Source organism: Natronosalvus sp. KLKA75 (assembly GCF_059736265.1).
Genome location: NZ_CM185522.1, coordinates 1,421,799 through 1,446,291, shown reverse-complemented (window position 1 = coordinate 1,446,291; position 24,493 = coordinate 1,421,799). Strand labels below are relative to the sequence as shown.

The window sequence follows — 24,493 nt, the reverse complement described above, 5'->3', positions numbered from 1 at the left end:
AGCCGACGATTCGAGAGGACGAATCGGTGAACCTCGGATGGCGAGTGATAGCTATTTTGTGCTGCCTGTGGGCCACTCACCTATGGCCACGGAACGCCCTCGAGAGGCCCGTCACAGCGAAATCGACGCGATTGTTGAGCAGAAGGCGGGCGGCGTCGCGGAGACGAGAGACGAAGCCGACAAGTACACCGTCCTCGGGGCCGCGAGCCGACGCACGTTCGCGAACTGGCTCACGCCGATCGAGGAGCACTTCGTCTGCCACCGGAACGACATTCCGGACGCCGACGCCGACGCGTGGACCGTCTCGCTCACCGGGAGGCTCGACGGGGAACTTTCGATGGCCGACATCCGAGACGAGTATCCGCGCGTGGCGGTCGCACACACGATGGAGTGTGCCGGCAACGGGCGCGGCCAGCACCGACCCGAGACGGGCAGCGTCCAGTGGGACTGCGAGGCTGCAGCCACCTCCCTCTGGACTGGGACTCCAGTGAGTTCGATTCTCCGCGATCACGGCGTGAGAGCGGCCGACGGGCAGTGGCTCACGACGGTCGGCGGCGACCCCTCGGACGGCGACGACGTGTTCGCTCGGTCGATTCCGCTCGAGAAGGCCCTCGACGACTGCTTGCTGGCGTACGAGATGAACGGCGACCCGCTGCCGCGAGAACACGGCTACCCCGTTCGCCTGATCGTTCCCGGCTGGTACGGCGTCAACAACGTCAAGTGGGTCGAGGAACTCCGCGTCATGGACTCGATGGTGACCGAGGGGAGCCTCGAGCGTCCCGGAGAACACGCCCACTGGCAACAGGAATCCTATCGCATCTATCCCCAGGGAAGCGAACCGGACGAGAACGAGACGGTCGACACGTACGATACGTGGGCCCAGCTCGAGGGAGCTGTCGAGCACCCGTACACGTTCGACGCGAACGTAATGTCGCTGATCGGCGCCCCGTCCGGGGAATCACCCGTCGGCGTACGTCCGGACGAGACGGTCGAGGTGCGCGGCGTCGCCTGGGCGGGCGACGACGCGGTCGACCGCGTCGAGGTCTCCACGGACGGCGGCGAGACCTGGAACGATGCAGAACTGTTCGGCCCCGACTACGCGGGCGCGTGGCGACTCTTCCGGTACGACTGGGACGCTGGTCCGGGCAGCCACACCCTGCTGTCGCGCGCCGCCGACGACCTGGGCCGACGACAGCCGGCGCGAATCTCCGGACCGGAAGCCTGGCGCGACGCCCTCGAGACCGACGAGTATCCCTGGAACGAGGGCGGGTACGCCGCGAACGCCTACGAACCGAACAGCGTGGTCGTCGAGGTCCGTGCCGACGACCGGGACGTCAGCGAATAATCCGAATCGTGTGCGCCGACGCGGTCACTCCTCGAGCGACGCGCCGCGCTCGAGATCGTAGTCGACGAACTCGGCTTCGTCGAGTGGTCGTCCACCCTCGAATGCGAAGGTTCCCTCGACGGTATCGCCCTCGAGCACCGCGGGTAGCCAGAGGTGATCGTCCTCCCACATGCTGTCGTACGGCACGTCCTCGACTGAAACCCACTCGGGGTGGGCCTCCTCGGTCGCCACCGGTTCGCCGTCGTAGGTCTCCGTTCGGAACACGTGACAGACCGTGTGAACCTCCCCGTCGAGGGTGAACGTGAGCTCGCCGGCCTGCTCGAGCGCCTCGAGGGGGAGCTCGAGGCCGACCTCCTCGCGAACCTCGCGAACAGCGCACTCACGCGGCGTCTCGCCGTCCTCGAGTTTGCCGCCGGGTCCGTTGTACCACCCCTCGCCGAGTCCACGTCGCTTCTCGATGAGGAGTACCTCGTCGCCGTCCAGGACGAAACAGAGCGTCGCCTCGATCATGCTCGAGGGTTCGACTGTGCGGACAAAACTGGTGTGGTCCGCTGCGGCTGAGGCTTCGTTTCACCCCGAGGTAGACGGGCCTGATCTCGGCCGTTCGGATACGGCCACCCTCGTCGGATGAGGCTCCCTGTCGATAATGGACCTTACGAACTACGTCTCTCGCTTCGATCCGCTCCACAAAATCGAAGGTCGATGACAACAAATAGACTCAACGATGGCCACCGAAGCGACGTTTACCGTCCCCTCGAGTCAGTTCCCGCTGGGGACCGTGTTCGAGCAGCTACCGGACGTGACGGTCTCCCTGGAGCGGATCATCCCCGCACAGGACGTGGTAGTGCCCTACTTCTGGGTGCGAGGGACCGTCGTCGACGACATCGAGGAGGCATTTACCGAACACCCCGGCGTCAGAGACATCCATCTCGTCGACTCCGTCGCGGACGAGTATCTGCTGCGCGTCGAGTGGGCGGTCGAGTATTCGGGCGTACTCAGCGCGCTCGTAGAGACGGAGATACCGCTCATCGAAGCCGTCGGCACGAGCCACGAGTGGACGTTCGATGTTCGCGGCGACGACCGAAGCGACATCGCGGCCTTCCAGCAACGCTGTCGGGAGCTGGACGTACCGGTCACGCTGACGAGCCTCCACGCGTTGACGCCGGTCGAGACGGACACCGAGGCGGCACTCACCGATCCCCAACAGGAAGCGCTGGTACTCGCCTTCGACCGCGGCTACTTCGAGACCCCCCGGGAGGTGACGATGGGGGAGGTCGGCGACGAACTCGGCATCTCCCAGCAGGCCGTCGCCTCTCGCCTTCGGCGCGGAATAAAACACATTCTGGGGAGTACGCTCTCCGAGACAGGCCGCTCGGATCGATAGATCGCTTAAAAGGGTTTTGTATAACGCGAAGCAATCCTGATGGTCGTTCTCCTTGGACTACACGTACGATGCCCTCCGGTAAACGCGAGCGTACACTCGTCGCATGTTCCGCCTGCGGGACCGCCTATGCAGCCACGAGCTGGTCCGACGGACAACTGCAACCGATCGGAACGAAGAACGGCTGCCGGTGTGGGTCGACGGAGTTCCGCGAGGTCCGTTATCGAGAAACCGCCCCTCAGGAGGAAGAAGCCGACTGACCGGTTCGAAGCAGCGCGCTAGGCCTTCGCGTCGGCGCTCGAGTCCGCGTCCGTCCGGTCGAACAGGCGGTCGAGGCCGAGTGCGAGCGCGGCCGACAGAGTGGCTCCGATGAGGGCGAAGCCAGCGAGCGCGACGAAGAAGGTCGCGAGGCCTGCCTCGCCGAGCAGAAATCCACCGATGGCGATGCTGGTCGCGCCAAATCCGAACTCGCCGAGGTAGGTGTAGCCGTAGGAGAGGCCGCGGCTGTCGGCGGGCGTGTAGACGGCGACGGCGTTCTGGTAGAACGGCTGGATGGCGAACAGGACGAAGCCCAGGACGCCACAGAGGACGAGCAGGGCGCCCAGGCCGCGGTCGACGATGGGGACGAACGCGAGTGCGAGAGCGGCCAGGACGGCGAAGAGTGCGGCCAACCCGCGAGCCGCTGGAACGCGGTCCGTGAGCTTCCCGCCGGTATACTGGCCGGCCATGCCGACGACCAGCAGGCCGACGTAGACGTAGAAGCCAGGGTCGATGTCGTAGCGCTCGAGCGTCGGGAACAGTTCGAGTCCCTCGAGCGCCGGCAGGCCGGTCATGATCTCGGGCAGGTAGGTAAGCACGCCGCGGTAGTACAGGCCCTCGAAGGTGACGAGGACGAAGACGATGGCAAAGGCGCTGGCGAAGAGCGCCCGAGAGTTGGCGAGAAACTCCGGCAGCGAGAGCGCCTCGTCCCGCCCGGCATCGACGTCGTCCGCGACTGCGGCGGTCGCGTCGAAGTTCGCACTGAGCCCGTAAGCGACGGCGACGAAACCGGGGATCGCCAGCAGGGCGGCGACTACGGGCCACTCGAGGACGATCAACAGCGTGGCGGCGACGAACGGCCCGAGGGCGATGCCGAAGTTGCCGGCGATGCCGTGCCAGGCGAAGACGGTGCCGCGCTCCTCGACGCCCGTGCTGATGAGCGCGAGTCCGGCGGGGTGGTAGACGCTGGCGGCGATACCCCACAGCAGGAGGCCGACGGCCACGGCGTAGATAGACTCGAGGACGGAGGCCGCCGCGAGGGTGACGAAGGCGAGGCTCATCCCCAGCAGACAGAGCAGGATGAGCCGCTTCGGACCGTACCGGTCGGCGAGGACGCCGCCGGGAAGTGCGCCGATACCGAAGGGAGCGTACCCCAGCGCGACGACGAACCCGACGAGGGTGACACTCACGTCGAATTCGGCGAGCCAGACGACGAGGAAGATCGGTATCGAGGTCTCGAACCAGTGGACGAGGGCGTGGCCCGCCATGGTGAAACCGGCGATCGAGCGGTCGTTCGAATCGAGAGACATGCGAGACGGTGGTCAAATGGCTGGCGTCGGGGTACTTAGCGACTCGGAAATCGGCAGAGTGGCGGGGGCGTTCGGTGGCCGCGCTCGCTGACCTCGAGAACTCGAGACGCTGTCCCCACCCGCACCCTTTTGTCGGGTACCGATGTGTGACAGAGTATGGCGGATCGGACGATCGGCTACGCCGACGAGATGGAGTACACGACCCTGGGCGAGACGGGACTCGAGGTCTCCTGTCTCTGTCTGGGCTGCATGAACTTTGGGAGCGCCGAGCCCTGGATGATCGATGACGAGGAACAATCGATCGAGATCGTCGAGCGCGCGCTGGATCTCGGGATCAACTTCCTCGACACGGCCAACGTCTACTCCCGCGGGGAGAGCGAGGAGATCGTCGGCCGGGCGATCGAGCCCTACGACCGGGACGAACTCGCGATCGCCACGAAGGTGTTCGGACGCATGGGCGACGGACCGAACCGGCAGGGCCTCTCGAGGAAGCACATCTTCGACCAGTGTCGAGCGAGTCTCGAGCGCCTCGGGACCGATTACATCGACCTCTACCAGATTCACCGGTGGGACGAGGAGACGCCGATCGAGGAGACCCTGCGCGCGCTCGACGCCCTGATCGACGAGGGGGTCGTTCGCTACGTCGGCGCGAGCACGATGACAGCCTACCAGTTCACGAAGGCGCTGTACACCGCCGACGTCGAGCACCTCGAGCGCTTCGTCTGCATGCAACCGGAGTACAATGCCGTGGATCGCCACGAGGAGGCGAACCTCCTTCCCGCCTGCGCGGGCGAGGGAGTCGGCGTCATCCCCTGGTCGCCGCTGGCCGGCGGCTTCCTGACCGGAAAGTACGACCGGGACGACGATCCTGACGAGGGGCGGGCCGCGACCGACGAGTACACGAGACGGCGCTTCACCGACGAGAACTGGGCCGTCCTCGAGGTCATCGAGGAGCTCGCCCAAGAGCAGGGCGCGACCGCCGCGCAGGTATCACTGGCCTGGCTCCTCCACAAGGACGTCGTCGACGCGCCGATCGTCGGCCCGCGGTCGATCGACCACCTCGAGGAGAACGTCGGGGCCGTCGGGGTCGAGTTGACGGAGGGAGACCTCGAGCGCATCGAGGAACCGATCGATCCGCGGTGGCCTGCGCCGGGGAAGAACTGACGTGACGACCGGATGAGGTGGAGACGACACCGCCAACGAACACTGTCGTACGGGTCGACGTTGGCGTATCTTCCCCAGCAATACGTTTAATAATTCCCACATTTAGCCAATTACTTATACTTTTGATATATAACCATACTATGATCCGAAGAGAGTGGCTCCACTTTGGCATGCTCTTTCTCGGTTTCGCACTCTTCTTCCCGGCTATACTCAGTGGACTCGCTGCGGTGGAGTACGAAATTGCCCTCGAGGAAACCGCTACGGACGGCGGTGAGGTTTCAGACGAGATAGATCGGTACGGAGTCGCTCGGTACGACGAACTATCGACCGAGCACCGGCGGATCGTCGACGGCGCGGTCGAGGGTGAACGATATCGATTCGACGACGACGAGAACGTCGCCATCGCGTGGGGTGACGGCCGTGTCGTCTCTCGAGACGGACAGTATCACGTCATTCCTCGAGAGACGGTCGTCGACTGGATCAGTCCGAGTGGACTGCTCGCGCTGGCATTCGGGATCGGAGGGGTGGTGTTGATCGTGGAATCGATTCGTCGGCACCACTTTCCTCGGTATCGTCCGTTCCGACGGGCGAGGTAGCTCGCCGGCTATTCGATTTCGGACGGCGTAACGGTTATTCCTCCTCGAGCGACTCGTCGTTCACGCCGACGGCTCTCGAGACGTCCACGTTCTCTGGGTCGTCCTGACCGCCGACGACCAACTCGCCGTCCTCGTTCTCCACGTAGACGTCGTCGGCGAACCCGCCCTCGGCGTGGGGGTGCTCGGGATTCTCGAGGCGTTCGGGCGTCGACGGGGCCTCCGGAAGCCCACCGTCGGGCCTGAACTCGCCCAGGGGTCGATCGATCGTGATCCCCCAGGTCGCGAAGAAGTCGTGGTAGCGGTCGTAGTGGTCCTCGAGTTCGTCGGCGGGGAACTCCATCATCTCGGTCCAGCCGTGGTTGTAGAAGTCGAAGTTCGCCTGGATGTGCGTGATCTCGCGGGCCTCGGCCTCGGAGTACCCGGCGCGCAGGGCCTCGAGGTAGCTGTCCATCGTCGCCTCGAAGAGGCCGTCGAGATGGGCCTTGCGTTCGTCGGCACGGGCCGGATCGGCCTTGCCCAGGAAGATCTTCGTGTGCAGGCGAACGAGACCCGAAATGGCCACCGAACGAACGACTGGGGTCTCGAGGGCCTTTCGGGAGGCGAAGTGACGGGCGTTCTGGCGGAGTTTCATACTCGAGCGGACGGACTCGAGCCTAATGAGCAATGTGGAGTGGACGGATTGTCTAGCTATAGACAGTATAGTATGATCGATTCCTTGATGACGAACGAGCGACGCCCGCGGCGAGGCTACTCGACGATGGCGCCTCGACCTCGAGGGTAGTCCAGATAGCAACCGACTTTAACCCCCGTTACGAAATTTCCCGACATGACCGAGTACGTTATCATCGGGGACGGGATCTCCGGCAGTTCGGCCGCGGAGACACTCCGGGAGGAGGATCCGGAGTCGTCGATCACCGTCATCACCGATGAGGGCGAACCGCTGTACAATCGCATCCTGATTAAAGAACACGCCAAGGGCAAACTGCCCGAGGCACCCATCTCGATCCACGACGAGGACTGGTACGACGAGCGCGACATCGACCTCTCGCTCAACACGCACGTGACGACGATCGACACCGACGAGAAGATCGTCCGCACCCACGAAAAAGACGACGTTCCCTACGACAAACTGCTGATCGCGACGGGCGGAACGCCCACGCAGTTGCCGGTCGAAAACAGCGACGCCGAGGGCGTCCACCACTTCTGGACGTTCCAGGACGCCCGAAAGATCCGCGAGAGCGCTGAAGCGGCCGACGACGCCGTCATCGTCGGGGCCGGATTGTTGGGCATCGACTTCGCGGCAGTCTGTGGTTCCCAGGGCGTCGACGGCAAGTTCCTGATGCGCGGGGACCGCTGGTGGCGCTACGCGCTCTCGGCCGACGGCGCCGAGATCATGCACGAGGGGATGCGAAACGTAGGCGTCGAGCCGATCTTCGACAGCGGCGTCAGCGAGTTCGAAGTCGACGAGGACGGCCGCGTCGAGGCCGCCATCGGCGGCGACGGCAACCGCTACCCGTGTGACTTCGCCGGCGTCGCGATCGGCCTGACGTTCAACACCGAGTTCCTCCACGACACCGACCTCGAGCAGGACAACGGCATCGTCGTCGACGAGTACATGCAGACGAACCTCGAGGACGTCTACGCGGCGGGCGACCTGACGCAGTTCTACGACGTTCTCCTGGGCGAGCAGGCCCAGAACGGCTCGTGGGGCTCGGCCAAAGAGCAGGGTCGAGTCGCGGGCATCAACATGGCCGCCGACGACGAGGCCGAGCCCTTCGAGTGGGTCTCCTCGTACTCGATTACCCACTTCGACTTCCCGTTCCTCTCCTTCGGTCACCCCACCCTGGGCGACGAACACGCCGAACGCCGCTACTCAGACACCGAGTGGCGCCGTATCGCGTTCAAGGACGGCAAGGTCGTCGGCGGCGTCCTCATCGGCGACCTCTCCGCCCAGAGCAAGCTCAAACAGCTCATGCGCCAGCAGCGTATCGTCGCCGACCAGGCCGAGGTCCTCCTCGAGAAGCAAGTCGACCTCGACGAACTCGCGCCGAGTCAAGATCAATAGTCGGGCAGTCGTCGCTGAGGGCCTGTCGCTCGTTCATCGACACACCGCAGGTATAGTTATTGTCGACGTCCTCGTGCGGTGATACGTTGTAGCAGTTGTGCTGAACTCACAGCGCAAATGTTACAACGACAAATGCTCGAGGAGCGGGTATCTGAATCACTCGATCCGTATGAACGAGATCACTTCTGGATTGACAGCTGCCTGCGTCTGGCGAAACTACCGGATAGCACGCATGCGGGTGTCAGGTTAGCGAGGTCGTCGGGTTCTACCGACTCTCGTCGCGATTCACCGCACCCGACAACCTCTGTTACTCGTCCGGTTCGTCCGTATTCGACTGCCGGCGCAGCCACTCGAGGCCGAGGAGGCCGCTGACGATCCCTGCGCCGGTCGTGAAGCCGGGTGACTCGTCCGCGTCGGTCTGGGAGGTGCGTTCTTCGGCCTCGGTAGCCCCGTCGTCTCCGTCGTCGGAGTCGGTCGTGGTCTCGTCATCGTCGTCGGATCCGTTCCCGTCGGAGTCGGTCGTATCCTCGCCGTCGTCGTTTTCGTCGCCGGGAACTTCGCAGCTGTCGCCGCCGCCGGACTCCTCATCTTCGTCCGACGTCTCCTCGTCACCGGTGTCGTCGGTGCTGTCGCCGTCGTCCGCGCCATCTTGCCCATCGTCGTCAGTTCCGTCTCCCTCGTCAGCGGAGTCATCTTCGTCGTCCGTCTGTTCCCGAAGCGCGAAGAGTTCCTCTTCGTGTTCGACGTATATCGTCTCGCCGCTGATCGCCCGAATGTGTCCGACCGGTGCGTCGTCTTTCGAGAGCGTCCACTTCTCGCTCCCGTCGTTTTTGTCGAGCGCGACGAGTTTCTGATCGTAATCCCGGTCTCCGTGGTTGTGGCCGTCCACCTCGAAGTAGACGTAGACGGTCTCGCCACTGATAACGGCCTCCCCGTAGGTGTACGTGACGTCGATGCTCCAGTCCTTGTACTCGTCGTCGTGGGCCGAGTAACTGCCGTAACCCTGATCGTTTCCTCCGATCGCGGATTCGTTGCTGAGTGCCCGTCCGGTATGCGACGGGACATGGTTCAGCAACTCGCCAGTTTGGGCATCGTAAAGCGGGTTTTCCTCCCCCGGCAACTCGACGAGAACCGCCGTCTCAGTCGCGTAGATATCGTGTCCTGAGTTGTAGTTGTAGTACCCTCGCCAGTTCTGCCAGACGGTCTCTCCGGTCGTGTGATCGAACGCGAGAGTGCCGTTCTCCGTACCAGCGTACACGAGGCCGTTCGCTGCGGCGGTCCCGGTGACAAATCCGGACTCCTTTTCTTCACCGTCGCTCGACTCGACGACGGCCGTGTCTTTTTTCCATCGGACCGACCCGTCGTCGGCCTCGAGCGCGTACAGGGTGCCGTCGACGACGGCGAAGACGCTGTCGTACGCTACTGTGTGGTTGCCCGTCCACTCCTCGGCACCGAGCGTACTCTCCCAGCGGACGCTGCCATCGTCTCGATCGAGCGCTACAATCTCGCCACCGTTGAGATACACCGTCTCGCCGACTACCGCGGGACTGTGCGCGTCGACGTCGGTGTTCTCCCAGAGGAGCGAGCCATCTGCCGCGTCGAGGGCGATGACCCCGTCCGTCGTCGTCGTATACACGGTGTCGTCGGCGACTGCCGTCGTGTACACGGTGTAGTCACCGAGTTCGATGGGGTCCGTCCGGTCAACGGACCAGGCGATCTCGAGCGAGTCGCCGTCGAACTCGTACCCGTCCTCGATGAACCTGGCGTGGCCGGCGTCACCACGGTGCGACGCCCAGTCTTCGTCCATCTCCGGGTTGGGGACCAGCGACGGATCGGGGAGGTCCCCATCGACGTCGGATGCGCCGACCCCACTCGAGGCGAGTCCAATCCCGGTCGAAAGCGCTGCACCTGCTGCAAGGACCGAACGGCGATGCACATCGTGCATACCCCTTCCACCATCAATGAGTCCCTTTACTATCCAGGTATTATGACTGAGTTATTCTATTTACAACTGTTTCACATGTCGAATTCACCCTCCTTGACCGGTTCGGGCAACGATTGCCAACAGCATCTCGTTGCGACGAATCAATCCTCTGTATCTCCCGCTACACCTCTGACAACAACTCAGTAGTTTGTCGAGGTACTGCAAGATAGAACGGCGCAACTGTTTCACGAGATGCAAGTCAACCAACCAGAAGTGGTGATTGCACAGTACAGAGCGATCAGTTAACGGACGAATGTAGTTAGTATCATAACGACTCCGATCGGGAGATACACTGGCCCTAGCCCAGCGGTGCACGTATTGACCCCGCCGTCAGGCGTATAGGTGACTGTCAGGCCAGTAACTCCCTCGAGTTCGTAGCCACCCGGCGGCCCGTCGGGCCCGTATCCCACATCACTACACGTCGACCAGAAGAATAGTGGACTGATGAGGACAAGGAGGACTCCAAGAAAAAGCAGTTTCCGCCTCGTCTTCGGCTTCATACGACGGCTTCCCGTTCGGGAGTCATAGAATTTTCTACGCTCGTGTGGGGCGTCTCCCACATCGGTTGGTTCCAGACCAATGATCGAGATAAACAACGGATTCCACTCGTTCGATGCGCTTTAGCCCACCTGCAATCGAGCATCAAATGGAATTCTGTTAACGCATCAATTGTCGAACTAATGGCTCGAGCGGAGCCACAACACGGATAACGTCCGAACTCACAGAAGAATGCGTAGAGACTCGCGCCAGAAGCAGTGAAAGACAACTCATGGAATGGCACGTATCACTGTGGACGGCGCTTCTCGGTGTTACCGCACTCGTCTCGTTCGCGTTCGCAGTGTACGTCTTCCGGAACTACTACCGACGAGACGACGCCGTCGTCGTGGCCTTTTTCGGAATCTCCACTGCGACCGTGTGGTGGTCGCTGACTTACGCGCTCCAGGTCTCGGCGACGACGGTGTCGGCCAAATTGGCCTGGAATCGATTCGTCTGGACCGGCGTCGCCCTGATGATGGTCTCGTGGCCGCTCTTCGTTCTCGTCTACACGGGACGGGAGCGGTGGGCTCGTGGGAAGCGGCTCGCCCTGCTCGCCGCGCTACCGACCGCGACGCTCCTGCTCGTGTGGGGTGGCAGGGCAGACCAGTTTTTGTATCTCGAGCCGGCCGTCGAATACGTCGACGGGCTCTACGTGCTCACGTTTACGCCAGGGGCGTTCTTCCTGTTCGTGCAGGCGTACTCCTACGCGATCAACGGCGTGACCTACGTGCTGCTCTGGCGAACGATGAGACGCCAGGCCGGGCCAGTCCGTCGGCAGGCGATACTCCTGTTGGTCGCGGGACTCATACCGGCCGTCGCCACCCTCGTCGGCATGACCGGGTGGATCACGCCACTGTTTTTCGATCTCACGCCGCTCGCGTTCCTGCTCACGACGCCCCTCGTCGCCTGGGCGTTGTTCAGCCACCGGCTGTTCGAAATCTCGCCGGTCGCCCGAGACGTGGTGTTCGAGAACCTGGCGGACGGCGTGGTCGTCCTCTCGGACGGAGGTACCGTTATCGACGCCAACGACCCCGCGCGGTCGCTGTTCGACGATCGAATACTCGGAATCTCGCTCCCAGAGGCGTTCGAAGCGTATCCAGAGGTCGTCTCGGTCGTCGACAATGATGCTGACAACGAGCGTGTCACGGTCGAAACGAGCGAGGAAACGAAACGACTCGAGGTATCTGCGCTGGACGTGACGTCAGGAGGAACCGTTGCGACAGTCCTGCTGTTCGAGGACGTGACCGACGAGGAAACGCTCGAGCGACGGTACCAGAGCATGATCGAAAAGTCACCGAACGTGGTCGCGACCGTCGACGAAGAGTGGACGTTCCGATACGTGAGTCCGTCCATCACGCGGGTGTTGGGCTACGAGCCGGCACAACTCGTCGGAAATTCGCTCCTCGAGTACGTCCATCCGGACGATCGAGCAGACCTACTCGAGTTGCGGACACAGTCTCGAGAGCGACCCGGTACCGATTCGATCGAACATCGGGTGACACACGCCGACGGTACCTGGAACGTGTTCAAGACGACGACCGAACCGCTGTTCGACGGTGCCGGCGAGTTCGTCGTGACCTCGACGGACGTCACCGACGAGCGAATCTACGAACAGCGACTCCAGGTGCTCAATCGCGTGCTTCGACACGACGTCAAAAACAACGTGAACATCATCACGGGCTACGCGGATCTGCTCGCGGATCACATCGATGCCGGCGGCGAATCGTACCTCGAAACGATCGAGGAGAACGCAACGGCCCTCGCCGACCTCAGCGAACTGGCGCGGGAAGTCGATATGGTGTTACACGGGAAGTCGGACCATCAGACGGTCGACATGGCGGCTGCAGTCGATGCGGCGACCGAGCGGCTACAGCGGAGTTACGACGATGCGACCGTTACTGTCGGCATCGACGTCGACGTCGACGAAGCGGCGCTCGCCCTTGTTAATCCTCTGTACCCGTCGGCGATCGACAACGTCCTCAAGAACGCGGTCGAGCACAGCGATCGGTCGAACCCGTCGATCGAGGTCACCCTCGACCGGACGGAGACGACCGTCGACGTGGTCATCGCCGACGACGGGCCGGGCATCCCGGCGGTCGAACAAGAGGTGCTGACTGCCGGACGGGAGACGTCGCTGGAGCACGCCAGCGGACTCGGGTTGTGGCTCGTGAACTGGATCGTTGCTCGATCCGGTGGAGACGTCGAGTTCGCCGAGAACGAGCCTCGAGGGAGCATCGTTCGACTCCAGTTTCCGCGAGCGACCACGGCGACAGCGAGCGCACAAGCCAGTTGATTTCTCGAGAGTCGATTTCGACGTCGCTCGAACCAGTTCACGCTCGAGGAGGTGCCTCGATAACAGTTGCTGGACAGTGGCGGGAAGGATTGGTGCAAAATTCAGTTCACGGAACGACGCACCATGGACGGACGGAACGAGTCGTTAGTAGGCGAACATATTGTTCCGCGCGATTCTTCCTGGAACCGAACGTTTATGACCGCCCGTGTCAATTGGTATCTTGGAACATGTCCTCCAGTGACACTGAACCCCTCCAGCGGCAGTTGACCGTCCGGCGAACCGAATCGATCCCGGCATCGTCGCGAGTTCGCCACGTTGATCAGCTGAGTGAGGAGGCACTAACCCGGTTCCTCGAGGTCGTGGAAGCCGGCTCGACTGCCGTCCGCGAGGACATGGAACTGGCCGATGGCGACGTGATTATTCACACCGACTACTTCTGCGTGAGTTACGACTGAGCCCAGGTCGTTCCAGGTTACCGGGAGTGGATTTCGAATCACCCCCTCCTGCGGGCAGGTCGACAATCCGCCTCTGGGTGGTGTGCCGTCGGCCTGTCGCCGGGCGTATCGAAGCGGTTTTCCGGGGTGCGACGCAATCTAGGCGACATGAACGGCGGAAGCGACATGACGCTCGCGTTCGAACTCGAGGCCCTGCAGGCGCTCGCCTCGCCGGAGGCCGTCTTCGACGACGCTCGGGGCTGGAGTTCCTACGTCGGCGTCGTCTCCGAGGAGCCGACGTACGTGGTGACGAACTTCACCCGGAAGAACCGGGTCCGACAGGACTTCTTCTCTGGCCCACGCGGCAAGGCCGAGAGCCTCGAGAGCGTCAAACGCCAGTTCGATACGGATCGACACGTCTTCGTCGGCGTCGGCGACGACGACGAGGCCCTCGCCGACGAGGTCGGCTGGGAGTTCCTCCACGTCGAAGACGCCGCGGAGGCGGCCGATTGGACGCTGTCGACCGAGCCGGAGGAAGCCGACGATCCGGACGAGGCGATTCGCGACGACTGGCCCTGAAATGGCCCAGCTCTCGGTACTGACGGCCATCGACGAGGCGTTCGAGCGCATCAGCGACCGCCGCGCTCTGACGGTGCTGGGCGGGCTGGTCGCCGTCCAGGCACTGATGCTGGTCGGCCTCCAGAGCCAGCTCGAGGCCCAGCGGGCGTTTATCGAGGAAGAAGAGCTGTTCGTCCCGGGGTTCGAAACGCTCCCCGACGAGTTGCCCCTCGCGGTCGAGCTCTCGGTCGGGGTGGCGACCGCGCTCTGGCTCGCCATGCTGGTGGCGTTCGTCGCGCTCTCGGTGGTGGCGTTCCGCGTCCTCTCCGAGCGGGCGGCACGCACGCGGAGGCGGGACGACACCGACGACGTCGATGGTGAACCCGTCGAGGATGAATCGCCGCTCGAGTCACCGTCGAACGATGCGCCCCGGTGGAACGACGAACTCGGTCGAACGACGCTCTCGACAGTCGTCGCCGCGTTCGGCGGGTCGCTGCTGGTGGGACTCGGCCTCGCACTGTTCGTCCTTCCCGGACTCGTCGCCGCCACGGCCCTCGCGTTTACCCACCCGTACCTCGCAATCGAGCGAGTCGGACCGATCGATGCGGCCCGCCGGAGCATCGAGCTGACCCGCGGCTCCTGGCTTCGCGTCTTCGTCCTCCTCGTCGTCATCGTCCTGAGCTTCCTCACCGTGAGTTCACTGGGCGCCGTCGCCCTCGCCGCCCTCGAGTCGGCGCCCGTCGCGGGTGAACTCGCCAACGTCGCGTTCGGCTCGCTGGCCTGGCTCTTCGCGCTGGCCCTGCTCGCGAGCGGGTTCGACCAGCTCGAGGCCCGTCGGACCGAAGAGGACGAAAAGTGGGCGGGTATCGACGACGAACTTCTCCCGTAGGCTCGACGCGCGGCCGTCTCGAGTCGTCGTCCTTATCACGACACCGGCCCAAACCCCGGCGATGGCCGACCCCGCGCCTCGCGTCCCGGGCGACGACACCAACCGCCTCGAGCTACCCTGCGGAGAGTCGCTCGACCCGCACGAGATTGACCTCGGCATGCGCGAGTACAGCTGTTCGTGTGGCGATCGCCACGCCGTGGTCACGGACGTCCACCCGCCCTCGCGGTTCGTCCCCGAGTCGCTCGTCGCGGTCCTCCAGGAGACCGTCGACACGGCCGACGACTTCGACGAGTTCGGCACGCCCCACCTGCTCGGTATCGTCATGGAGGAGTTCCCCGAGGAGGTGGTCGTCCACGACGCATCAGAGGACGGCGCCGTGGGGTACACGCTCCTGTGGGTGACCGACTTCGAGGCCCGACGGCTCCACGTCGTCGTCGTGGAACTGATCGTCGAGTTGATGGAACACGCGATCAGCCACGCCGATGACGGCGACGCGATCACCGAGTTCGAGACGCAGATGCTCGAGTTCGACGTCGAGTCGTTCGTCGATCAGTACCGTGACGTGCGGGACTTCGAGAGCGAGTACGACGCGCCGGTGTGACCGGCGTTCGTGTGCGAGGTCAGCGTTTGTTTTCGCCGATACGTTTCGTCGTTTCGTCGTTCCATGTCCGAGCCACCGTTTTATTGACGTCGAACGCGTACCAGGAACGGTGACCTACCGTGGCCTCGTTTCTGATACTGTACGGAACCGGTGAAGGACAGACGGCGACCGTCGCGAGGCGGATTGGCGAGAAGATCGCCGAACGCGGCCACGAGACGACGGTCGTCGACGCAGCCGAGACCGCGCACGAGCTCGAGATAGAGGGCTTCGATGCGGTGCTCGTTGGGGCATCGATCCACGCCGGGAAACACCAGGAACCGGTCACCGAGTTCGTTCGGTCGATGAGTGAGGCGCTTGCGGCGAAGCCGACCGAGTTCTTCCAGGTGTCGCTCTCGTCTGCAACCGAGGAGGGACGGACGCAGGCGGCGGGATACGTCGACGAATTCGTCGAAACTACCGGATGGCATCCGGATCGAGTCGGCCTCTTCGGCGGCGCGCTCCGGTACTCGGAGTACGGCTTCCTCAAACGACTACTGATGAAACAGATTGCGGGGCGGACGATTCCCGACGTGCCGCCGGCGGACGAGTCCGGGGACGTCGAGTTCACGGACTGGCACGAGGTCGAGTCGTTCGCGGCCGACGTGGCCGCGTTCGTCGAAGGCCGTCTCGGGGTGGCCCCGCCAGCGAGCGACCCATCCGAACGAGATAGCTGAGTACGAATGCGGAGAGAGGTGAGCAAGAGCACGACAACACCGTGAACGGCCCTACGGCCCCTCGCGCTCGAGTCACCGTGGCTCGAGGCGACGTGTATTGAGTCAGCAGCTCGAGTCACCGTGTCTCGACGAAACGAGACCTACTCCGTATCGATCTGCGTCACTCGTTCGTCATCCCTGTTGCCGTCGCCATCGCCATCGACATCTCCCCCGTCTTCTCCGAGCGAAACGTCGAATCGAGCGCCGCCGGCTTCGCTCTCCGTCACCGCCACCTCCCAGCCGTGAGCGTCCACGACCTCCGTCACGATCGCCAGGCCGAACCCCGTTCCCTCCGGGTGGGTCGTGTAACCGGACTCGAGGACCGCCTCCCGTTCGTCCGGCGGGATCCCCGGCCCGTCGTCGGCCACGTAGAAGCCGTCTTCGCTCGCTCCGATCGTGACGTGTACGTCGGACCCGACGTGCTCGAGGGCGTTCCGAAAGAGGTTCTCGAACAGCGCGAGCAGTCGCGTCTCCTCGCCCGTCACGGCCGGAAGCGAGCCGTCGACGTCGATGTCGAGCGCTGGATCGACCGTTCGACCGGCCCGACGAACCACCGTCTCGAGGGAAATCGATTCGGTGTCGGTGAGTTGTCGCCCGCTGCGAGCGAGCACGAGCACGTCGTCGATGATGTCGTCCATCCGCTCGAGCGCCCACTGCACTTCGTCGAGGTGGTCTCGGTGTCCCTCGTCTCGTTTGGCGGCGAGCATCTCGACGTGGCCGGTCGCGAGTGTCAACGGGTTTCTGAGGTCGTGTGAGACCGTTCCCGCGAACTCCTCTAAGCGTTCGTTCTGGCGCTCGAGTTCTCGTCGCTGGTGCTCGAGTTCGCTCTCTCGTTCGGCGCGTTCGAGGGCGGCTTCGACGTTCGCAGCGAGGATGTTCGCGAGCGCGAGCGATTCCTCGTCGAAGGCGTTTCGTTCGGTCGAGGAGACGAGGAGAACGCCGTACTCCCCCAGGGGGAGGTGAGCCTCACTTCGGATCGGCGTCTCGGGATTTCGAACGCCACTTTCGTCCCGAATATCGTCGTGAGCCATCGGTTCGCCCGATTCGAACGCCGTCCAGGCCAGTCCACCATCACGTTCGATGGAGGGCGGCTCGCCGAGGAGGCTGACGACGTCGTCCGATATCGCCTCCGGAACGAGGGCGTCGACCTCCGGATCGTACCGATGGATGCCGGTGAGCGGATACTCGAGGATGTCGGTCGCGAGCGCACAGCCGACGGTTGCAACCTCTGTGGCGTTCTCGGCGGCCATCAGCCGTCGGGTGCCGTCGTGAAGCGCGCGGATCCGTTGTTCGCGTTCCTTTCGCTCGCCGATATCCCGGATGACACCGACGGTTCCGGCGAGTTCGTCGTCGTCGATCACCGGAGCGATGTTCGCTTCGGCAACGTGGTTCTGACCGTCGGCGTCGGCATACTCGAATTCGAACGTTCCCCACTGCCGGTCTTCCTCGAGGATCGCCCGAATCTCACGGATTCCCCGTTCGAGTGCCGCTTCTGGCATGAACGAGCGAGCGTGAGCGCCGATGACCGATTGCCGGGATCGGCCGACCGCCTCGGCCATCGCGTCGTTTGCCACCGCCACGGTCCCGTCCGCGTCGAGGACGTACATCGGGTCGCCCACCGTCTCGACGAGCGTCCGGTACTCCTCGAGTTTCCGTTCACGCCGTTTCCGTTCGGTGACGTCGGTGTAGATGATGTACTCGTAGACGGTGCCGTCGAGTTCGACGGCGAACCCCCTGAGGAGGAACTCCCGGGGACCGTCGACCGTGAGTCGCGTGACCTCCTCGGTGACGACTTCATCCAGGCCGACCGCGTCGTAGATTGGGACGGCGTCCTCACCCGCCGGGAGCAGCGACTCACGGAGGATCTCGCCTTCGATCTCGTCCGCCTCGTACCCGAACAGGCGCTCGAAGCCGGGGTTGGCGGCGACGATCCGGTCCAATCCCGGATCGCTAACGACGACGACGCCGTCGGGGACGTTCTCAAACAGCGCGCCGAATCGATCGCGTTCGCGACGGACGGCCTGTTCCGATCGAATGCGCGAGATTGCCGCGGAGACGTGTGCCGCGAGCAGTTCCGCCAGCGTTCGGTCGCGCTCGGTGAACGCCGCCGGGTCGCGCGAGGTGGCCTGGAGCACACCGAAGGCCCCGACGGGGACGCTGAGCCCGGAGCGAAGTTCGTCGTCAACGGGATCGGCATCGTCGTCGGAGCCGATGTCGAGGTCGAGAGAGGATTCGCCGGACTGGAACGTCCGGCCGACGACCCCCTGGTCGGGTTCGAACGCCTCGGTGAGTTCGGCGACGATGGTGCCCTCGGCGGCCGCCGGGCGCAACACGCCGTCTTCCTCGACGTACAGCGCGCTGTCGTCGCTCTCGAGGACGTGAATCATCGCCTCGACCGCGAGTCGGTAGACGGTTTCGGGGTCACGGCAGGCCTCGAACTCGAGGGCGACGTCGTGCATCGCGTCGACCCGGCGGAAGCGGCCGTCGTCGCTCGAGGTCAGTACGCGCTCGACCCGCTCACATAGGCGTTCGAGAGCGTCCTCGGGTTTATCGCGGTCGATGGGGACGTACGACGTCACGTCCGCGTCAATCGCGCGACTCGCCAGTTCCTCGGAGCCGTGACGGGCGTACAGTACTATCGGAAGGGCTGGATAGGTTCGCCGGATCGTTTCGACGAGCTCGAGACCGTCGGAATCGGGGAACCGGTCGACGGCCACCACACCGTCGACAGACCGATTGCCGAGTGTTCGAACTGCGTCTACAGCCGTCTCGACCCTGTGAACGGACAGCCCTGGACACGACGACTCGAGGGCGTCGACGACTCGCGGCGCTCGGTCGGTCGGGTCGACGTAGACGAGCGACCCACCATCGAATGCCCGTCGTTCACCACTACCACCACCAGACATGTAGTTAGCAATAGATGACTGGGTACTACCATAAGGAGTTCGGCCGTCGGATCGTTCTCGGCGACGGGGTGTCCCGAGCCGACCGTACGAAATTCGAAATTCTATTTCGAGAATCGCACTATTTCGTGGCGCTTATTACGATGTACACACTTCGGACGGACAACGAATGAGTACCGACCACGACACCGGGGACGACGGACGCACGATCCTGCTCATCGGCAGCGGGCCGATTCAGATCGGTCAGGCCGCCGAATTCGACTACTCAGGCGCGCAGGCCTGCCGGGCCCTCCAGGAGGAAGGCGCGCGCGTCGTGCTCGTCAACTCGAACCCGGCGACGATCATGACCGACCCGGAGATGGCCGACCGGGTCTACCTCGAGCCGATCACGACCGACGCCATCGCTGAAATCATCCGGAAAGAGCGCCCGGACGGCGTCATCGCCGGGCTCGGCGGCCAGACGGGACTGAACGTCACGGCCGAACTCGCCGAGGAGGGCGTCCTCGAGGAGTACGACGTCGAGATCATGGGCACACCGCTCGACACCATCTACGCCACGGAGGACCGCGACCTCTTCCGCCAGCGTATGGAGAACATCGGCCAGCCAGTGCCGCAGTCGACGACCATCTCGCTGGATTCGGGCGAGTCGGTCACCGAGATCACGGACGAGGACCTTCGCGAACGCGTCGAGGACGCCGTCGACGCCGTCGGCGGCCTCCCGGTCATCGCCCGGACGACCTACACGCTAGGCGGCTCCGGATCGGGCGTCGTCGAAGAGATGGACGAACTCCTCGCTCGCGTGCGGAAAGGACTTCGCCTCTCGCGGAACAACGAGGTCCTCATCACGGAATCGATCGCCGGCTGGGTCGAACTCGAGTACGAGGTGATGCGCGACGCCGACGACTCGTGTATCATCATCTGCAACATGGAGAACCTCGACCCGATGGGCATCCACACCGGCGAGTCGACGGTCGTCACCCCCTCGCAGGTCATCCCCGACGACGGTCACCAGGAGATGCGCACCGCGGCGCTCGACGTCATCCGCGAACTCGGCATCCAGGGCGGGTGTAACATCCAGTTCGCCTGGCACGACGACGGTACGCCAGGCGGCGAGTACCGGGTCGTCGAGGTCAACCCCCGCGTCTCTCGCTCGTCGGCGCTCGCCTCGAAGGCGACGGGCTACCCCATCGCCCGCGTGACCGCGAAAGTCGCTCTCGGGAAACGGCTCCACGAGATCGAAAACGAGATCACCGGCCAGACGACCGCGGCGTTCGAGCCGGCCATCGACTACGTGGTTACCAAGGTCCCCCGCTGGCCCAAGGACAAGTTCGACGATGTCGACTTCGAACTCGGTACGGCGATGAAGTCGACCGGTGAGGCGATGGCCATCGGACGCACGTTCGAGGAATCGCTCCTCAAGGCGCTCCGCTCCTCGGAGTACGACCCCGCCGTCGACTGGGCCGACGTTTCCGACGAGGAACTCGAGGCCAACTACCTCGAGACCCCGACGCCCGATCGCCCCTACGCCATCTTCGAGGCGTTCGAACGTGGCTACACCGTCGAGGACGTCTGCGACCTGACGGGCATCTACGAGTGGTACGTCGAGCGCTTCGAGAACATCGCCGAGGCGTCGGTCGCCGCTTCCGAGGGCGACTTCACCGAGGCCGCCGAACTCGGCTTCACGAACCAGCAAGTCGCGGCCCGCGCGGGTGCCGAGGTAGGCGCGGTCGAGTCCGCCGCTCCCGAGCGCACCTTCAAGCAGGTCGACACCTGCGCCGGCGAGTTCGCTGCCTCGACGCCGTACTACTACTCGGCGCGGGACGCCCTCGAGTCGGGTTCCTCCCCTATCGCCCACGACGAAGTTCAGGTCGACACCGACGTCGAGAGCGTCGTCGTCGTCGGCGGCGGCCCGATCCGTATCGGGCAGGGCGTCGAGTTCGACTACTGCGCCGTCCACGCGGTGCGCGCCCTGCGGGAACTGGGCATCGACGCTCACGTCGTCAACAACAATCCCGAGACCGTCTCGACGGACTACGACACCAGCGACGGCCTGTTCTTCGAGCCGATCACCGCCGAGGAGGTCGCCGACGTCGTCGAGACGACCGGCGCCGACGGCGTCATGGTCCAGTTCGGCGGGCAGACCTCCGTCGACATCGGGGAACCGCTCGAGGCCGAACTCGAGCGCCGCGGCCTCGATTGTACCGTCATGGGCACCAGCGTCGAAGCGATGGACCTCGCGGAAGACCGCGACCGGTTCAACCAACTCATGGACGAGTTGGGTATCGCCCAGCCCGAGGGTGGCGCCGCCTACAGCCGCGACGAGGCATTCGATCTAGCCCAGAACCTGGGCTACCCGGTCCTCGTCCGTCCGTCCTACGTCCTCGGCGGCCGCGCGATGCAGGTCGTCCACAGCGACGACGAACTCGAGACCTACATCGAGGAGGCCGTCCGGGTGAGCCCCGATAAGCCGATCCTCATCGACCAGTTCCTCGAGGACGCGGTCGAACTCGACGTCGACGCCGTTTCGGACGGCGAGGACGTGCTCGTCGGCGGCGTCATGGAACACGTCGAGAGCGCCGGCGTCCACTCCGGGGACTCCGCGTGTGCGATCCCGCCGCGCTCGCTCGACGACGAGACGATGGCCCGCGTCCGCGAGGTCACCGAGGAGATCGCGACCGCGCTCGAGACCGTCGGTCTGCTGAACGTTCAGCTGGCGGTCACCGGCGTCGGGACGGACGAGCCGACCGAGGTGTACGTCCTCGAGGCCAACCCCCGCTCTTCCCGTACGGTGCCGTTCGTCTCGAAGGCGACCGGCGTCCCAATCGCCAAACTCGCCGCGAAGGTGATGGCCAGCGAGACGCTCGCGGAGCAGGGCATCGACGAGCGGATTCCCGAGCACACCTCGATCAAGGAGGTCGTCCTGCCGTTCGACCGCCTGCCGGGAAGCGACCCGCGCCTCGGCCCGGAGATGAAGTCGACCGGCGAAGTGATGGGCACCGCGAGCGACTTCGCGACGGCCTACTGGAAGGGGCAACAGGCTGCCGGCAACGCCGTCAGCGAGGGAACTGCCGTGATCGACCTCGCGGTCGACGGCTTCGAGCAGTTCTTCGACGTCGCCGAGTTCGAGGACGTCCCCGCCGCGATCATGAAGGGCGAGGTCGACTTCGTCGTCAGCGACGACCGCGACGCCCTCGAGATGGCCGTCGAGGAGGACGTCCCGTACCTCTCGACGGAGGCCAGCGCTCGCGCGTACTTCGAGGCGCTCGAGGGATTCGACGGCGATCTCGACGTTGCGGCCGTGACCGACCGGCCACAGCGGGCGGCGAACTGGGGCGGCTGATCGGGCCGGCCTTGCCTTAGTAAGGGGGGGTACTGCTAAGAGGTCACATACCACCGAAAGAATTCTGTCGGACGATTCGGTATCCGGGCTATGGACGACGTTCCCGAGGCCCGAGCGCTGTCGGCGTCAGCCGTCGACACGATTGTCCAGTCGATCGACCCGGCGCTCGAGGTTCGAGACGCAACCGCCGTCGAACGCGGCTTCTGTTCGGTCTACCGGCTCGAGGTCGACGGTAGCGATGGATCACGAAGTCTGTTCTTGAAGTGTTCTCCCGACGGGAAAACGTGGGGAATCCCCGACGAGGCACGCGTCCAGGCCGTTCTCGATGCCCACACGACGATCCCGGTCCCCGAAGTACTCGGCGTCGTGGACGACCACGAGACGCTCCCCGCACCGTGTTACCTGATGGAGGCGCTGCCCGGTGAGGCGCTCCCCTACGAAGACGTGTGCCACCTCGACGACGGCGCTCTCTCGCGACTCGCGCGGGAAACCGGCGAGTACCTGGCCGAGTTACACGCGGTGCCGGCGGTCGAGCAGTTCGGCCACGTCCGGCGCGACGGGCCCGACCTAGTCGGCGGGCGACCCGATCGCGAGCCGTCGACTCTGACGGTCGGCGATCCGCGGGAGACCTGGCCGACGTTCCTGCGGGCGTACGTCGACCGCGAACTCGAGCGCCATGCGGATTCGAGGTTTTCGGCGCTCACCGCTGAGCTACGCCGGTGGCTCGAGGCGAGAATCGACGCGTTAGAGGTGGAAGGACCGTTCGATCCCGTGATGGGGCGCAACGATCACGGATTGCACAACCTCCTCGTCGACTCCGAGACGGGCGAGGTCACCGCGATGCTCGACTGGGGCTACACCCTCGCCGTGCCGGCGGCGTTCGATTTCGAGTTCGCCGCCTACCTCTACAGCGGGGCCTTCCTGGCGGGGCTGCCCGGCGTGTCGGATCGGCGACCCCTCGTCCGCGAGGCGATGCTGTCGGGGTACCGGACGGCGAATCCGGATCGAGCGGACGCGGTTTCGACCCCCGAACCGCTCTACGAACTGGTCGCGATGGTCCGCATCATGAACGACTTCGAGCACCTCGAGGTGCCCGACGGAAGCGAACGCGCCGTGACGGACCGCATCGAGGCGGACGCTCGAGCGATTCTCGAGAGTCAGAACAGAGGGTCTTCCCGGACGGAATAACGTACAGAACGCACTCCCTCGTGGTCGCGATTGCCTGTGCACGCGGACGGCCGTTCGTCGACTAGTCTTCGACCTCGCTCCACGCGACTCCGAGCGCAACGCCGATTCCGACGCCGATGGCGATTCCCGCACCGATATTGTCCATCGCCACGCCAATGGATACCCCCATTCCGACGCCGACCGCAATTCCCACGCCCAGTTTCGACTCATCACCGTCCGTTTCGATTCCCATAGCGATACAGACGCTCGCCGGATTATTACCGTATCGCTCGCCCCATTTAGCAGCGACGACGAGCGTGCGAGAGAGCCGAGCGACGGCTCTCGAAGGGCATCTCACGTCTCGTCGCGTTCGACGAGCCGTCACCACTACTACGGCAGGTTCACGGTAATCGCCAGGAGTATCAAAACAAATTTGGCGAGCGACCCCGTACCGCCTACCGGTGATTGCAATGACGACGAGAGGTATCGATACGCCGACTAATCCCCGATTCGACCTCGTGATCGACTTCGACCGCTACGACCTGCATCTTGCGATTATCCCGCTCGCCTTCCTGGCCACTGCTGTGGCGAGTCTGGTGGCCGACATCGCACTCGAGTCCGCGCTCGTGATGGCCAGTCTGGTGGGTCTCGTGGCGATGCTCGACGGCATGGTGTTGCGGCCGCCGAACGGTCACGGCGGCGTCTGACGTTGGTTCGACACGCGGTATCGAAGATGAACCGCGCGTGGCAGTCGAGAGGATCAAAGCTATAAAAAGAGTAGTACCGAAACCGGTGCGGAGCTATCGCTTCGAATACGACATCTACGCGCGCCACCACTGATCGCGCCACCACTGATCGCGCCACCACTGATCGCGCCACCACTGATCGCGCCACCACGGGTTTCGATACGCACCAC

Annotated in this window: 20 protein-coding genes; 14 read left to right on the top strand and 6 right to left on the bottom strand. The window is 64.2% G+C overall.

Annotated elements, in window-relative coordinates; genetic code table 11:
• Window positions 1-82 precede the first annotated feature (82 nt).
• Window positions 83-1,345 (top strand): sulfite oxidase, encoded by a 1,263-nt coding sequence (locus AC6I65_RS07000; RefSeq protein WP_497901213.1) that lies wholly within the window; start codon window positions 83-85, stop codon window positions 1,343-1,345.
• A gap of 24 nt (window positions 1,346-1,369) precedes the next feature.
• Here the strand turns inward: AC6I65_RS07000 and AC6I65_RS06995 are convergent, their stop codons facing one another.
• A complete protein-coding gene (locus AC6I65_RS06995) occupies window positions 1,370-1,855 on the bottom strand; it encodes an 8-oxo-dGTP diphosphatase (RefSeq protein ID WP_497901212.1) in 486 nt (161 codons plus the stop codon).
• Between the two features lie 214 nt (window positions 1,856-2,069).
• Here AC6I65_RS06995 and AC6I65_RS06990 point away from each other — a divergent pair, with 214 nt between their 5' ends.
• A complete protein-coding gene (locus tag AC6I65_RS06990; protein WP_497901211.1) occupies window positions 2,070-2,729 on the top strand; it encodes a helix-turn-helix domain-containing protein in 660 nt (219 codons plus the stop codon).
• A gap of 275 nt (window positions 2,730-3,004) precedes the next feature.
• Here AC6I65_RS06990 and AC6I65_RS06985 read toward each other — a convergent pair whose 3' ends face one another.
• Complete coding sequence (locus AC6I65_RS06985; protein WP_497901210.1) at window positions 3,005-4,294, bottom strand: MFS transporter; 1,290 nt, start codon at window positions 4,292-4,294, stop codon at window positions 3,005-3,007.
• Window positions 4,295-4,483: 189 nt separating this feature from the next.
• On the opposite strand from AC6I65_RS06985, the gene AC6I65_RS06980 reads away from it, so the two are divergent.
• Both AC6I65_RS06980 and AC6I65_RS06975 read left to right on the top strand, forming a co-directional pair.
• Entirely contained in the window at window positions 4,484-5,458 is a 975-nt protein-coding gene (locus tag AC6I65_RS06980; RefSeq protein WP_497903174.1) for an aldo/keto reductase, read from the top strand.
• Between the two features lie 140 nt (window positions 5,459-5,598).
• Window positions 5,599-6,054: a DUF7979 domain-containing protein gene (locus AC6I65_RS06975; RefSeq protein WP_497901209.1), complete on the top strand. Its 456-nt coding sequence runs from the start codon at window positions 5,599-5,601 to the stop codon at window positions 6,052-6,054.
• A 34-nt stretch (window positions 6,055-6,088) separates the two neighbouring features.
• Here AC6I65_RS06975 and AC6I65_RS06970 read toward each other — a convergent pair whose 3' ends face one another.
• Window positions 6,089-6,685, bottom strand: a complete 597-nt coding sequence (locus tag AC6I65_RS06970; protein ID WP_497901208.1) for a DUF6149 family protein — start codon at window positions 6,683-6,685, stop codon at window positions 6,089-6,091.
• 195 nt (window positions 6,686-6,880) lie between these two features.
• Between AC6I65_RS06970 and AC6I65_RS06965 the strand changes: the two genes are divergently transcribed.
• Complete coding sequence (locus tag AC6I65_RS06965) at window positions 6,881-8,119, top strand: NAD(P)/FAD-dependent oxidoreductase (protein WP_497901207.1); 1,239 nt, start codon at window positions 6,881-6,883, stop codon at window positions 8,117-8,119.
• 307 nt (window positions 8,120-8,426) lie between these two features.
• Here the strand turns inward: AC6I65_RS06965 and AC6I65_RS06960 are convergent, their stop codons facing one another.
• Window positions 8,427-10,064 carry an outer membrane protein assembly factor BamB family protein gene (locus AC6I65_RS06960; protein ID WP_497901206.1) on the bottom strand — a complete coding sequence of 546 codons (1,638 nt, stop codon included), beginning with the start codon at window positions 10,062-10,064 and terminating at the stop codon, window positions 8,427-8,429.
• Between the two features lie 808 nt (window positions 10,065-10,872).
• Here AC6I65_RS06960 and AC6I65_RS06955 point away from each other — a divergent pair.
• The 6 genes from AC6I65_RS06955 (at window position 10,873) to AC6I65_RS06930 (ending at window position 16,128) form a co-directional block, all read left to right on the top strand.
• Window positions 10,873-12,933, top strand: a complete 2,061-nt coding sequence (locus tag AC6I65_RS06955) for a histidine kinase N-terminal 7TM domain-containing protein (protein ID WP_497901205.1) — start codon at window positions 10,873-10,875, stop codon at window positions 12,931-12,933.
• Window positions 12,934-13,160: 227 nt separating this feature from the next.
• Window positions 13,161-13,388 (top strand): DUF7979 domain-containing protein, encoded by a 228-nt coding sequence (locus tag AC6I65_RS06950; protein WP_497901204.1) that lies wholly within the window; start codon window positions 13,161-13,163, stop codon window positions 13,386-13,388.
• 147 nt (window positions 13,389-13,535) lie between these two features.
• Window positions 13,536-13,946, top strand: a complete 411-nt coding sequence (locus AC6I65_RS06945) for a DUF7124 domain-containing protein (RefSeq protein WP_497901203.1) — start codon at window positions 13,536-13,538, stop codon at window positions 13,944-13,946.
• 1 nt (window position 13,947) lies between these two features.
• Complete coding sequence (locus AC6I65_RS06940) at window positions 13,948-14,814, top strand: DUF7847 domain-containing protein (RefSeq protein ID WP_497901202.1); 867 nt, start codon at window positions 13,948-13,950, stop codon at window positions 14,812-14,814.
• Between the two features lie 61 nt (window positions 14,815-14,875).
• Window positions 14,876-15,415, top strand: coding sequence for a DUF5815 family protein (locus AC6I65_RS06935; protein ID WP_497901201.1), 540 nt, complete (start codon window positions 14,876-14,878; stop codon window positions 15,413-15,415).
• 119 nt (window positions 15,416-15,534) lie between these two features.
• Window positions 15,535-16,128, top strand: coding sequence for a flavodoxin domain-containing protein (locus tag AC6I65_RS06930; protein WP_497901200.1), 594 nt, complete (start codon window positions 15,535-15,537; stop codon window positions 16,126-16,128).
• Between the two features lie 140 nt (window positions 16,129-16,268).
• Here AC6I65_RS06930 and AC6I65_RS06925 read toward each other — a convergent pair whose 3' ends face one another.
• Window positions 16,269-19,073, bottom strand: coding sequence for a PAS domain S-box protein (locus AC6I65_RS06925; RefSeq protein ID WP_497901199.1), 2,805 nt, complete (start codon window positions 19,071-19,073; stop codon window positions 16,269-16,271).
• A gap of 166 nt (window positions 19,074-19,239) precedes the next feature.
• Between AC6I65_RS06925 and carB the strand changes: the two genes are divergently transcribed.
• Window positions 19,240-22,410: a carbamoyl-phosphate synthase large subunit gene (gene carB, locus AC6I65_RS06920; RefSeq protein WP_497901198.1), complete on the top strand. Its 3,171-nt coding sequence runs from the start codon at window positions 19,240-19,242 to the stop codon at window positions 22,408-22,410.
• A 90-nt stretch (window positions 22,411-22,500) separates the two neighbouring features.
• Window positions 22,501-23,598, top strand: a complete 1,098-nt coding sequence (locus AC6I65_RS06915; protein WP_497901197.1) for a phosphotransferase family protein — start codon at window positions 22,501-22,503, stop codon at window positions 23,596-23,598.
• A 61-nt stretch (window positions 23,599-23,659) separates the two neighbouring features.
• Here AC6I65_RS06915 and AC6I65_RS06910 read toward each other — a convergent pair whose 3' ends face one another.
• Complete coding sequence (locus AC6I65_RS06910; protein ID WP_497901196.1) at window positions 23,660-23,830, bottom strand: glycine zipper domain-containing protein; 171 nt, start codon at window positions 23,828-23,830, stop codon at window positions 23,660-23,662.
• Between the two features lie 217 nt (window positions 23,831-24,047).
• Here AC6I65_RS06910 and AC6I65_RS06905 point away from each other — a divergent pair, with 217 nt between their 5' ends.
• Window positions 24,048-24,284, top strand: a complete 237-nt coding sequence (locus tag AC6I65_RS06905) for a DUF8015 family protein (RefSeq protein ID WP_497901195.1) — start codon at window positions 24,048-24,050, stop codon at window positions 24,282-24,284.
• Window positions 24,285-24,493 lie beyond the last annotated feature (209 nt).

Excerpts from the sequence above, each read along its gene's own strand:
- AC6I65_RS06925 (WP_497901199.1), bottom strand. The coding sequence starts at position 19,073 with ATGTCTGGTGGTGGTAGTGGTGAACGACGGGCATTCGATGGTGGGTCG.
- AC6I65_RS06985 (WP_497901210.1), bottom strand. The coding sequence starts at position 4,294 with ATGTCTCTCGATTCGAACGACCGCTCGATCGCCGGTTTCACCATGGCG.
- carB (WP_497901198.1), top strand. The coding sequence starts at position 19,240 with ATGAGTACCGACCACGACACCGGGGACGACGGACGCACGATCCTGCTC.
- AC6I65_RS06960 (WP_497901206.1), bottom strand. The coding sequence starts at position 10,064 with ATGCACGATGTGCATCGCCGTTCGGTCCTTGCAGCAGGTGCAGCGCTT.
- AC6I65_RS06990 (WP_497901211.1), top strand. The coding sequence starts at position 2,070 with ATGGCCACCGAAGCGACGTTTACCGTCCCCTCGAGTCAGTTCCCGCTG.
- AC6I65_RS06980 (WP_497903174.1), top strand. The coding sequence starts at position 4,484 with ATGGAGTACACGACCCTGGGCGAGACGGGACTCGAGGTCTCCTGTCTC.
- AC6I65_RS06970 (WP_497901208.1), bottom strand. The coding sequence starts at position 6,685 with ATGAAACTCCGCCAGAACGCCCGTCACTTCGCCTCCCGAAAGGCCCTC.
- AC6I65_RS06950 (WP_497901204.1), top strand. The coding sequence starts at position 13,161 with ATGTCCTCCAGTGACACTGAACCCCTCCAGCGGCAGTTGACCGTCCGG.
- AC6I65_RS06935 (WP_497901201.1), top strand. The coding sequence starts at position 14,876 with ATGGCCGACCCCGCGCCTCGCGTCCCGGGCGACGACACCAACCGCCTC.
- AC6I65_RS06940 (WP_497901202.1), top strand. The coding sequence starts at position 13,948 with ATGGCCCAGCTCTCGGTACTGACGGCCATCGACGAGGCGTTCGAGCGC.
- AC6I65_RS06975 (WP_497901209.1), top strand. The coding sequence starts at position 5,599 with ATGATCCGAAGAGAGTGGCTCCACTTTGGCATGCTCTTTCTCGGTTTC.
- AC6I65_RS06945 (WP_497901203.1), top strand. The coding sequence starts at position 13,536 with ATGAACGGCGGAAGCGACATGACGCTCGCGTTCGAACTCGAGGCCCTG.
- AC6I65_RS06965 (WP_497901207.1), top strand. The coding sequence starts at position 6,881 with ATGACCGAGTACGTTATCATCGGGGACGGGATCTCCGGCAGTTCGGCC.
- AC6I65_RS06905 (WP_497901195.1), top strand. The coding sequence starts at position 24,048 with ATGACGACGAGAGGTATCGATACGCCGACTAATCCCCGATTCGACCTC.
- AC6I65_RS06915 (WP_497901197.1), top strand. The coding sequence starts at position 22,501 with ATGGACGACGTTCCCGAGGCCCGAGCGCTGTCGGCGTCAGCCGTCGAC.
- AC6I65_RS07000 (WP_497901213.1), top strand. The coding sequence starts at position 83 with ATGGCCACGGAACGCCCTCGAGAGGCCCGTCACAGCGAAATCGACGCG.
- AC6I65_RS06995 (WP_497901212.1), bottom strand. The coding sequence starts at position 1,855 with ATGATCGAGGCGACGCTCTGTTTCGTCCTGGACGGCGACGAGGTACTC.
- AC6I65_RS06955 (WP_497901205.1), top strand. The coding sequence starts at position 10,873 with ATGGAATGGCACGTATCACTGTGGACGGCGCTTCTCGGTGTTACCGCA.
- AC6I65_RS06910 (WP_497901196.1), bottom strand. The coding sequence starts at position 23,830 with ATGGGAATCGAAACGGACGGTGATGAGTCGAAACTGGGCGTGGGAATT.